Raw genomic sequence first — 8713 nt, forward strand, 5'->3', positions numbered from 1 at the left:
CACGGTGCCAGCTGGCACCGTGCCTCCCGTCCGATCGTGGGTGCGTTACGACGCGACCTGCTCGCTCTCCGGGTCGAAGAGCCGGGTCGACTCGTTGCGCGCGATCGCCGCCTCGACGAGCCCCGCGAACAGCGGGTGCGCGTGGTTCGGACGCGACCGCAGCTCCGGGTGCGCCTGCGTGCCGATGTAGAACGGGTGCTGCGCACGGTCGAGCTCGACGTACTCGACCAGGTTGCCGTCGGGCGAGGTGCCCGAGAACACCAGGCCGGCGTCCGCGATCTGCTGGCGGTACTTGTTGTTCACCTCGTAGCGGTGACGGTGCCGCTCGGACGCCTCCGGCGCGCCGTACAGCGACTCCGCGAGCGACCCGGACGTGAACGTCGCCGGGTAGAGGCCCAGGCGCATCGTGCCGCCCATGTCGCCGCCGGCGATGATGTCCACCTGCTCCGCCATCGTCGCGATGACCGGGGTCGGGGTCTCCGGGTCGAACTCGGAGCTCGACGCGTCGACCAGCCCGGCCTCGTGTCGGGCGTACTCGATGACCATGCACTGCAGGCCGAGGCACAGGCCGAGCGTCGGGATGTGGTTCTCGCGCGCGAACTTCAGCGCACCGAGCTTGCCCTCGATGCCGCGCACGCCGAACCCGCCGGGGACGCAGATGCCGTCGACGTCGCCGAGCTGCTTCGCCGCACCCTCTGGCGTGGTGCAGTCGTCCGAGACGACCCACTTCAGTGTGACCTTCGCATTGTGCGCGAAGCCACCGGCACGGAGCGCCTCGGTCACGGACAGGTAGGCGTCTGGAAGGTCGATGTACTTGCCGACCAGGGCGATCGTGACGTCCTTCTTCGGCTCGTGCACGGCCCGGAGCACCGGGTTCCACGAGGTCCAGTCGACCTCGTTCGCCTCGAGGTGCAGCGCGTCGACGATGACCCGGTCGAGGCCCTGCGTGTTGAGGAGGGTCGGGAGGTCGTAGATCGACGGGACGTCCACCGCGTTCACCACGGCGTCCTCGTCGACGTCGCACATCAGCGCGATCTTGCGCTTGTTCGAGTCCGAGACGGGCCGGTCGCTGCGGAGCACGAGTGCGTCCGGCTGGATGCCGATCGAGCGGAGCGCGGCGACGGAGTGCTGCGTCGGCTTGGTCTTCTGCTCACCCGATGCGTTCATGAACGGCACGAGCGAGACGTGCACGAAGAACACGTTGTTGCGGCCGAGCTCGTGCCGCACCTGACGCGCCGACTCGATGAAGGGCTGGGACTCGATGTCGCCGACCGTGCCGCCGACCTCGGTGATGATGACGTCGGGCTGCGGGTCGTTCGAGGCCTGCTCCCGCATGCGGCGCTTGATCTCGTCGGTGATGTGCGGGATGACCTGCACCGTGTCGCCGAGGTACTCGCCTCGACGCTCCTTGGCGATGACCGTCGAGTACACCTGCCCGGTCGTGACGTTGGCCGACTGCGACAGGTTGATGTCGAGGAAGCGCTCGTAGTGCCCGATGTCGAGGTCCGTCTCGGCACCGTCGTCGGTCACGAAGACCTCCCCGTGCTGGAACGGGTTCATGGTGCCCGGGTCCACGTTGAGGTACGGGTCGAGCTTCTGCATGACGACCTTGAGGCCGCGTGCCGTGAGCAGGTTGCCGAGGCTGGCCGCCGTCAGGCCCTTGCCGAGAGACGAGACGACCCCGCCGGTCACGAAGATCTGCTTCGTCACCTTCGGGGTCGGGGTGCTTGCCTGGGTACCGCTGCTGAAAGTGTCCGCCACGGGGTTCCATCGTACGTCAGAACTGCCGGGAGGCGCGACCCGCGTTCGCCCGGCGCGTGTCGCCCGGGCGCGTGGCCGGGTCCACGGCCCCGATCCCGTCCGCCACGGCGGCGTGCGTCCGTCAGGCGGACTGGGCAGCGACCTCGAGCAGCTCGCGCGCGTGCTCCATGCCGCTCGCGCTGTCGCCGAGCCCGGAGAGCAGACGGGCCATCTCCTGCAGCCGCTCGTCCCCCTCGAGACGCCGGACGCTCGACGACGTCACCGCGCCGCTGGCGTCCTTCACGACGTTGAGGTGGTTCGTCGCGAACGCCGCGACCTGGGCCAGGTGGGTGACGACGATGACCTGCGTGCGCTCGGCGAGCTTCGCCAGGCGTCGACCGATCTCGATCGCCGCGGCACCACCGACACCGGCGTCGACCTCGTCGAAGACGAAGGTGGGGACCGTCGTCGACCCGGCCATGACGACCTCGATCGCGAGCATGACGCGGGAGAGCTCGCCACCCGACGCCCCCTTGCCGATCGGTCGCGGGTCCGTGCCCGAGTGCGGCTGCAGCAGGATCGCGACCTGGTCCCGCCCGTGCCGCCGGTACTCGCCGGCGTCGGTGACCTCGACCACCAGGGTCGCGCCGGCCATCGCGAGGGTCTTGAGCTCCGTCGTCACACGCTTCGCGAGGTCCGCTGCCGCCTTCGTGCGCGCCTGGGTCAGGGACGTCGCCGCCTCGTCGAGCGCCTGCTCGTCCTGCGCGACCGCTTCCTGCAGCGCGACGATCCGGTCGTCGTCGCCGTCGAGCTCGAGGAGCCGATCGCTCGCACGCTGCCCGAACGCGATGACGTCGTCGATCGTCTCGCCGTACTTGCGCGTGAGCCCCGCGAGGAGTGCTCGGCGCTCGTTGATGAGCTCGAGGTCGTGCCCCGCGTCGGGTTCGAGCGAACCGAGGTAGCTCGACAGGCTGGCAGACGCCTCGCTCGCCTGGATGCCGAGCTCCGTCAGCTGCTCGAGGACCGGCTGCAGCGTGCTGTCCGCGCCGGCGACCCGCTCGACCGCACGCCGAGCGGCCTCGACCAGGCCGATGACGTCGGTGCCGTCGAGGGACTCGGACGAGATGGCTTCGTGGGCGAGGCCGGCGGACAGGCGCAGTTCCTCGAGGTTCCCGAGGCGGTCCGAGCGCTCCTGGAGCTCGACGTCCTCGCCGGGCTGCGGATCCGCCGCCTCGATCTCGTCCGAGGCCTCGCGCAGACGAGCGGCCTCGGCCAGTCGGTCGTCCTGGTCCCGCGTGAGCGTCTCGAGGTCTGCGGTGTGCTGCTGCCACGTGTCGTACGCGGCGACGTACCTGCCGAGGGCCTTCTCGACCGCGGCACCGCCGAAGCCGTCCAGGGCGGCACGCTGCGCAGTCGACGAGGTCAGGCGGATCTGGTCGGACTGCCCGTGCACCGTGACGAGTTGGTCCGCGAGTTCGCCGAGCACCGCGACCGGTGCTCCACGTCCGCCGACCGTGGCGCGGCTGCGCCCCTCGGCCGAGACCGTGCGGGTCAGGATCAGCTCGCCGTCCTCGACCGCTCCCCCGGCGTCCTCGACGCGCTCCGCGACGGTGGCGTGGTCCGGGATGTCCCAGCGTCCCTCGACGACGGCGCTCGACGCACCCCGACGGACCGAGCCCGCGTCCGCCCGCGCGCCGAGCAGCAGCCCGAGCGCCGTGACGATCATGGTCTTGCCGGCTCCGGTCTCGCCCGTGACGACGGTGAAGCCGGGGCCGAGCTCGAGCGTCGCGTCACCGATGACCCCGAGGTCGTTGATGGAGATCTCCTGGATCACAGGCGGTCCTCGTCGTCGTGCTGCGGCCCACGCCACCCGGCGACGGGCAGCTGGAACTTCGCCACCAGGCGGTCCGTGAACGGGGCGTCCTTGAGTCGAGCGACACGCACCGGTTCCGGCGACCGGCTGACCTCGATGCGCGCTCCAGGGGGAAGGTCGTGGGTACGACGGCCGTCGCACCAGAGCACGCCGACGCCGCTCGTGCGCCGGAGTACCTCGACGGCGAGGACGCAGTCGGGTCCGACGACGATCGGCTTCGAGAAGAGGGCGTGGGCGCTCAACGGCACCATGATGAGGGCGTCGACGTCCGGCCAGACGATCGGACCGCCACCGGAGAAGGAGTACGCCGTGGAACCGGTCGGCGTGGCGATCACGACACCGTCGCACCCGAACGAGGACAGCGGACGCCCGTCCACCTCGGTGACGACCTCGAGCATGCGCTCGCGGGACGCCTTCTCGATCGTGGCCTCGTTCAGGGCCCACGACGAGTAGACGACCTCGTGCCCGACGACGACGTCGACCTGCAGGGCCACGCGTTCCTCGACGTGGTACTCGCCGGACAGGGCGCGCTCGACCGTCTCGGAGAGGCCGTCGCGCTCGCTCTCGGCGAGGAACCCGACGTGGCCGAGGTTCACACCGACGAGGGGCGTACCGGTCCCGCGCACGAGCTCGGCCGCGCGGAGGATCGTGCCGTCGCCGCCGAGGACGATGACGATCTCGAGGTCCTGGGCCTGCACGTCGACACCGAGGATGTCGACCTGACCGACGGATGCTTCGGCGCGGCGGATGTCGGCGTACTCGTCGAAGGGCATCACCGGGACGAGCCCGGCCGCGTGCAGGAGGTCGCAGACCTCGACCGCGGCGTCGATCGAGTCGCGGCGACCAGTGTGCGACACGAGCAGGATGTGCCGTTCGTCGCTCATGGGGTTCCTTCCGCCAGTTCCGTCGCCCGGTCGATCCATTCTGTCGGATTGGACCCTGCGCCCCGCTGGAGACGCGCGAGGTACTCGTGGTTGCCGTGGGTGCCGATGATCGGGGACGCTGCGAGCCCCGAGGTTCCGAGACCGAGGTCCCACGCCGCCCACAGGACGTTCATCAGGGCGTCGTTCCGCAGGTCGGCGTCGTGCACGATGCCCTCGCGGACACCGCCGCGGCCGACCTCGAACTGCGGCTTCACCAGCAGGACGAACTCGTCGGCCGGCACGGAAGCGACGAGCGCGGGGAGCACGATCCGGAGGCTGATGAACGACAGGTCCCCGACCACGAGGCTGGTCTGCGATGCGGAGGCATCGAGCGCCAGGTAGTCGTCAGCGGTGAGGTTCCGCGCGTTCAGGCCCTCGACCACGGCGACGCGGTCGTCCATCGCGACGACGGGGTCGAGCTGTCCGTGCCCGACGTCGAGCGCCACCACCCGACGGGCACCGCGAGCGAGGAGCACCTGCGTGAACCCACCCGTGCTCGCGCCCACGTCGAGCGCCACACGACCGCTCGGGTCGACGCCGAACGTGTCGAGCGCACCGACGAGCTTGAGGGCAGCGCGGGAGACCCACTGGTCCCCGGCGTCCACCACGATCGCTGCGTCAGGGAGCACCGGGGTCGACGGTTTGACGACCGCAGTGCCGTCGACGCTGACCCGGCCGTCCTGGATGAGCTTGGCGGCGGCGGTCCGGGACCTGGCGAGCCCTCGAGCGGCAACGGTCGCGTCCAGGCGCGCGGGAGCGGACACGGTCCGGGTCGACACGTCGGGGTCAGGCACTCGCGGTGCCACCGCTCTCGAGCCGCGTGCGCAGCTCGTCGTGCAGGCCGGAGAAGGCATCGGCGCGCTCCGGCAACGGGAGGTACTCAGCCGCGCGTGCGCGGCGTGCGACGTCGGTCACGGACGGCTGCTCCTGCTCGTCGCGCTGTGGTTCCGCGGAGTCGTTCGACACGCCGTCCACGCTACTCGCCGCCGTAGAGCTGGGGGTCGACGTCGAGGCCGTAGATCGCCAGCCCGGAGTCCCAGATCGCGGTCGCACCGGCGCGGAGCAGGTCCATGGGGTCCGCTCCTGCCCGCTCCACCCGGACCACGTGCTGGTGCATCCGGACGGTGGCGTCACCGACGCTCACGAACCGGGTGCCGTCCTCGGCTTCGTGCCGGTGGGTCACCGGGTACGGCTCCGAGAGTCCACGGAGGTCCTGCAGGACGTACGTCGGACGGGAACGCTGATCAGCCGCGAGCACCTGCTTCGCCTGGTCGATGCCGGTCAGCACGAGCACGCTCGGGATGCCGGCGTCGTTCGCGCCCTTGATGTCGGTGTCGAGCCGGTCCCCGATGAACAGCGGATGCTCGCCACCGAACCGCGCGAGGGCGGCGTCGAAGATCGGACGCTCGGGCTTGCCGGCGACGACCGGCATCCTGCCCACGGCCTGGTGGACCGCTGCCACGAGCGTGCCGTTGCCGGGAGCGATGCCGCGTTCGACCGGGATCGACCAGTCCATGTTCGTCGCGACCCAGGGGATCTCCGGGTCCGCGAGCGCGAACGAGGCCTCGGCCAGCTGCTGCCACCCGAGGTCGGGCGAGAAACCCTGGATGACGGCTGCCGGGGAGTCCTCGGCGCTCGACGTCACGGTGAACCCCGCTTGCTCGACGATGCTCGTCAGACCGATGCCGCCGATCACGAGGACCGTGGAGCCCTCGGAGACGAGCGTCGACAGGAGCCGGACGCCGGCCTGTGAGCTCGTGACGACGTCGTCGGGCGTGACCTCGAGCCCGTAGCGCTCGAGGTGCTCGGCGACGTCGGACGGTCGACGTGAGGCGTTGTTCGTGATGTACCCGACCCGAGCCGTGAGCGACGCACGCGTCAGCGACTCGACCGCGTGCGGGATCGCATTCCGCCCGCGGTAGACGACGCCGTCGAGGTCGGTGAGGACCAGGTCGACGCCGTCCGTCGGTGGACGCGGGGTGTCAGTCGGCTGCGGAGCCGTCGACGTCGCGGGGGTTGTCGTCGTCGATCTCGCCGAGGTCGTCGTCGGGCTCGTCCGCTGCGGGCTCGTCGAGCGGCTCGAGCTGGTCGGGCTCTCCGGGCTCGTCGTCGACGGGTCCATCGAGTCGCTCGGGCCCGTCTCCGAGTTCTTCGACTTCGAACGCTTCCTCGACCACATCAACTGTCTCCCAAGAGTCTTCATCGGCGGCTTCCGCGAGGGCCTCCGCCGCGCGGTCGACACGGGCCCACCACTCGTCGGCCTCGTCCTGGCGGCCGAGCTCCTCGAGCGTGGCCGCGTAAGCACTGTAGAGCGCGGGCGACCAGCTGTACGCCGTCGACGGGTCGAGCTGTGGAATCTCCAGCTCGCCGAGGGCAGCTGTGGGATTCCCGAGGTCGAGCCGCGCGCCGGACATCGCGATCGCGAGCTCGACCTGCACGCCCGGATCGAGCGACGCACGGTCGGTCGAACGGCCCAGCTCGAGCGCACGCTCTGGACGGCCGAGGCCGCGCTCGCAGTCGACCATCATCGGGAGCTGGTCGTTGCGTCCGGAGATCCGGCGGTACGTCCGCAGTTCGCGCAGCGCCGTGCCGAAGTCACCGAGTCGGTAGGCCGTGATCGCAGCGGTCTCGCGGACCACCGCTACACGACCGGCACGGCGGGCGGCACTCAGCGCGTGCTGGTTCGCCAGCTCGGGGTCCTCGTCCACGAGCAGCGCCGCCGTCACGAGGTGCCGCGCGACCCAGTCGGCGTTGTCCTTGCTGAGGGTCTTCAGCTCCGCGCGGGCCTGCGGGTGGAGGTCACGCGCCTGCACGTCCTCGGGGATCTCCGGGTCGTCGTGACGCGGGCGGATCGACTTCGTACCGTAGGGGTCGCGGTCCTCGTAGTCGTCGCGCGCTGCCTCACCGAAGCGGGCGCCCGGACCACGGGTGCCGTCGCCGAACCGTCGACGCTCGTCGCCGCCGCGGGCGCCGAACTGTCCGCGCTCGGGACGGTCCCCGTCGCGGCGGGGACGATCGGAGTTGAACGGACGATCTCCATCGCGGCGGGGGCGATCGCTGCCGCCGCGGAACGGTCGGTCGCCGTCACGGCGGGGACGGTCGGAGTTGTAGGGACGATCTCCATCACGACGCGGACGATCCGAGTTGAACGGACGGTCCCCATCACGACGCGGACGATCCGAGTTGAACGGACGGTCTCCATCACGACGCGGACGATCCGAGTTGAACGGACGGTCCCCATCACGACGCGGACGGTCGCTGCCGCCACGGAACGGACGGTCCCCGTCGCGGCGGGGACGATCGGAGTTGTACGGGCGATCCCCATCACGACGCGGACGATCCGAGTTGTACGGACGGTCGCCGTCGCGGCGCGGACGATCCGAGTTGAACGGACGGTCACCATCACGACGCGGACGATCGCTGCCGCCACGGAACGGTCGGTCGGCATCACGGCGCGGACGGTCGGAATTGTACGGACGGTCGCCGTCGCGACGCGGACGATCCGAGTTGAACGGACGGTCCCCGCGCGGGCCACCAGTGCGCGGCGGCCGCTCCGAGGAGTCGCGGTCCCCCCGCCACGCCGGACGATCGGAACGCTGACCACCATCGCGGAAGCCACGTCCGCTGGTGCTGTCGCGCGGTCCCCGGTCGCCTCGGAACGGACGGTCACCATCCCGCTGCGGACGATCACGCCGGTCACCTTCACGCCGCTCGAACTCACGGGGCCCGGACGACCATCCGCCGCGGCTGCCACCACGGTCGTCGCGTCGAGGAGCGCCATCACGACGCGGGGAGCGGTTGCCGTCTCGAGGCGGGCGTCCGCCACGCTCGTCGTCGCGGTCGTTCCGCCGTTCGTCGTCGTTCGCCACCGTTGTGCTCCTCGTTGCGTGCCGGAGCTGTCGCGCCGGCTGTCGTCCGCTGTGTCGTTGTGGTTGTTGCGCCATCCGTGGTTTCGAGCACCCCCAGTCCATCACGAACCGGGCCAGGCGTCGAGCCGTCATGCGCACGGGAAAACAGAAATGGCCACCGGCCCCCACGAGAACGAGGGTCTCCCCTGCGAGTTCTCGATGGAGGGCCGATGGCCACATCTTCTTACGTTGAGTCCGGCGGCGTCCTACTCTCCCACAAGGTCCCCCTTGCAGTACCATCGGCGCTGAGAGGCTTAGCTTCCGGGTTC

General features: G+C 70.6%; 7 protein-coding genes and 1 rRNA gene. All 8 read right to left on the bottom strand.

The window, feature by feature from the left end; translation table 11 throughout:
* Positions 1-45: 45 nt before the first annotated feature.
* Positions 46-1761: a CTP synthase gene (locus ACO0E1_RS02385; RefSeq protein WP_422872710.1), complete on the bottom strand. Its 1716-nt coding sequence runs from the start codon at positions 1759-1761 to the stop codon at positions 46-48.
* Positions 1762-1882: 121 nt separating this feature from the next.
* Entirely contained in the window at positions 1883-3574 is a 1692-nt protein-coding gene (gene recN / locus ACO0E1_RS02390; protein WP_422872711.1) for a DNA repair protein RecN, read from the bottom strand.
* Positions 3571-4497, bottom strand: a complete 927-nt coding sequence (locus ACO0E1_RS02395) for an NAD kinase (RefSeq protein ID WP_422872712.1) — start codon at positions 4495-4497, stop codon at positions 3571-3573. Before ACO0E1_RS02395 ends, recN begins: the two co-directional genes overlap by 4 nt.
* Positions 4494-5330, bottom strand: a complete 837-nt coding sequence (locus tag ACO0E1_RS02400) for a TlyA family RNA methyltransferase (RefSeq protein WP_422872713.1) — start codon at positions 5328-5330, stop codon at positions 4494-4496. The genes ACO0E1_RS02395 and ACO0E1_RS02400 overlap by 4 nt, the downstream gene beginning before the upstream one ends.
* The gene (locus ACO0E1_RS02405) at positions 5323-5502 is read right to left on the bottom strand and encodes a hypothetical protein (protein ID WP_422872714.1); all 180 of its coding nucleotides are present in this window, start codon (positions 5500-5502) and stop codon (positions 5323-5325) included. The genes ACO0E1_RS02400 and ACO0E1_RS02405 overlap by 8 nt, the downstream gene beginning before the upstream one ends.
* Positions 5503-5512: 10 nt before the next feature.
* Positions 5513-6487: an HAD-IIA family hydrolase gene (locus ACO0E1_RS02410; RefSeq protein ID WP_422872733.1), complete on the bottom strand. Its 975-nt coding sequence runs from the start codon at positions 6485-6487 to the stop codon at positions 5513-5515.
* 31 nt (positions 6488-6518) lie between these two features.
* Positions 6519-7349: a tetratricopeptide repeat protein gene (locus ACO0E1_RS02415; RefSeq protein ID WP_422872715.1), complete on the bottom strand. Its 831-nt coding sequence runs from the start codon at positions 7347-7349 to the stop codon at positions 6519-6521.
* 1288 nt (positions 7350-8637) lie between these two features.
* Positions 8638-8713 (bottom strand): 5S ribosomal RNA (rrf, locus tag ACO0E1_RS02420); the annotation flags it as partial.

This window comes from Curtobacterium guangdongense (genome assembly GCF_049341845.1).
Classification (GTDB): domain Bacteria; phylum Actinomycetota; class Actinomycetes; order Actinomycetales; family Microbacteriaceae; genus Curtobacterium; species Curtobacterium guangdongense.

Coding starts and splice junctions, on each gene's coding strand:
- ACO0E1_RS02395 (WP_422872712.1), bottom strand. CDS start 4,497: ATGAGCGACGAACGGCACATCCTGCTCGTGTCGCACACTGGTCGCCGC.